Source organism: Massilia sp. DWR3-1-1, from assembly GCF_049898325.1.
Lineage (GTDB): Bacteria > Pseudomonadota > Gammaproteobacteria > Burkholderiales > Burkholderiaceae_D > JAFCUW01.
On the sequence record NZ_JAFCXL010000065.1, the window covers coordinates 1 to 1,989 of the forward strand.

At 43.6% G+C, this 1,989-nt stretch carries 2 protein-coding genes; both read right to left on the bottom strand.

Annotated elements, in window-relative coordinates; genetic code table 11:
- Positions 1-171: 171 nt before the first annotated feature.
- Positions 172-1,371 (bottom strand): PAS domain-containing sensor histidine kinase, encoded by a 1,200-nt coding sequence (locus tag ACP7EY_RS23895; protein ID WP_426197746.1) that lies wholly within the window; start codon positions 1,369-1,371, stop codon positions 172-174.
- 325 nt (positions 1,372-1,696) lie between these two features.
- A partial coding sequence (locus ACP7EY_RS23900; RefSeq protein ID WP_426197747.1) for a hypothetical protein occupies positions 1,697-1,989 on the bottom strand: 293 nt, incomplete at its 5' end.

Consider the following 1,989-nt stretch of genomic DNA (forward strand, 5'->3'; position numbering starts at 1 on the left):
CTTCTCGAATTGGTGGCGACGCTCTTCGCTGTGTTTGTACGGCACGGGCCTACCTGGAAAGAAATGATGCCAGATTGTACACTCCTGTGGCGACAGGTCGAATTATTCAACAACGCCGTTTTAGAGGCTGCCGTATAACAGCCTAGGCACACGAGCTAGCTACTTCTCATATTAGTCATCCGATGTGGTAGGTATGCCTGATGGATTTGAATAAAACGAAGTTGTAGAATTAAGATGCAGCGGTAAGGTTACAGTAAATAAACTTCCCTTACCCTGACCTTCACTCGTGGCAATTACTGTTCCTAAATGTAAATGCACCAAGCGTTCGACGAGTGATAATCCTATCTCCATTCCATCGATTATCCGACTATCGAGACGTTCAACCTGCGTAAATAGATTAAAGACGCGATTTAGCATATTCGCCGGAATTCCTTCCCCATTATCTTGCACGAGAATAAGTGCGCATTTATTATTTTTTTCAGTTGTAATCGTAATTCTTCCACCACGAGGCGTATATTTTGCAGCGTTAGTAAGTAAATTTGACAACACCTGAACCAGACGTAACGAGTCCCCGTTGACTTGCAGCGGCACACCACACTGCTCAATAGTTAATTTGTGCTCGCCACCATCCAAAAATACGTGACTAATTTCTACCGCTTTCGCTACGATTGTTCGAAGATCAAATATTTCTTTTTCAAGTTTTAGCTTTCCCCCACGCATCTTTGATACATCCATCAAATCGTTTACCAGACGAAGCATGTGGTTTGTCTGACGTTCGAGCGCAAGCATAGCTTTTTGCCGGCCAGCAAGCCCAATCTCGGGCATTTGCAGAAGCGCCCCTATATTTGTTAGCACGCTTAATGGTCCACGCAGCTCATGCATTACTACAGCAACGAAACTATCTTTTTGACGATCAGCTTCTTCTAGCTCTTCAGATTTCCGCCGAAGTTCGTTTTCCATGTTGCGATGGATCGTCATATCATGTACTGCACAGGCTATAAAAATTCCCACCTTGGTGTTAAGAGGACTTAGCATTACATCAATTGGAAATTCTCTACCATCCTTGTGAGTACCTAACAAATTAAGGCCGCTCCCCATTGACCGTGGGCGCAAATCAGCATTGTAGGTTATCCGGTGGGTAATATGACCTGTCCGAAAGCGTGCAGGCATAAGCATCTCCATGAAATTACCCAGAACTTCGCTGCGATCATAGCCAAACAGTCGTTCAGCTTGGCCGTTGAATTGAACAATTTTTCCACTTTTATCAATAATTGCGACGGCATCAGGCGCTACTTCAAGGAAACCGTGGAAAATCTTTTCAAAGCGTTCGGATGACTTTCGCAGGCATTTACGGCCCTTTTTTATGTTCACTTGCCCCTCCAGCTATTTTTAGAAGTAGTCAATATTATATTTATCTGTTGTAATTTAATGACCATTTTTATCTCTAACGCATCAGGCTTTGCATAGTTTGTTTCGTCCTCGTCAACCTCCTTGACTACATGATCGCCTTCGATATGGATGTGCCATCATCTAATCCCTAACTCGTATATCTGAAAAAAATCAAATTTTCCCGAGCCGTGCGCGGATGTATGTAATGTCATGCTCCGAAAGTTTATGTCCAACGTAGATCACAGAACGAATTTAAATCGAACAGACTACGAATAGTGTGAAAGCACGTGAAAAGGAATAACAAGACTTAGTAAACAGATGTAGGATACATCCTACAGGAGACATGGTGCAAAAAATTAAAAAATACTTTGAATGTTTGTAACTGTTCAGCCTGAATGAAAGCCGGGCAGCCTCTAAAACCAAGTGCAACACCCTTTGCTGTAAGGTGCTGCCATGCCGAAAATCTATACCCATCTGACGAGGCGTTGTTGAATAATTCGACCTGTCGCCACAGGAGTGTACAATCTGGCATCATTTCTTTCCAGGTAGGCCCGTGCCGTACAAACACAGCGAAGAGCGTCGCCACCAATTCGAGAAGCC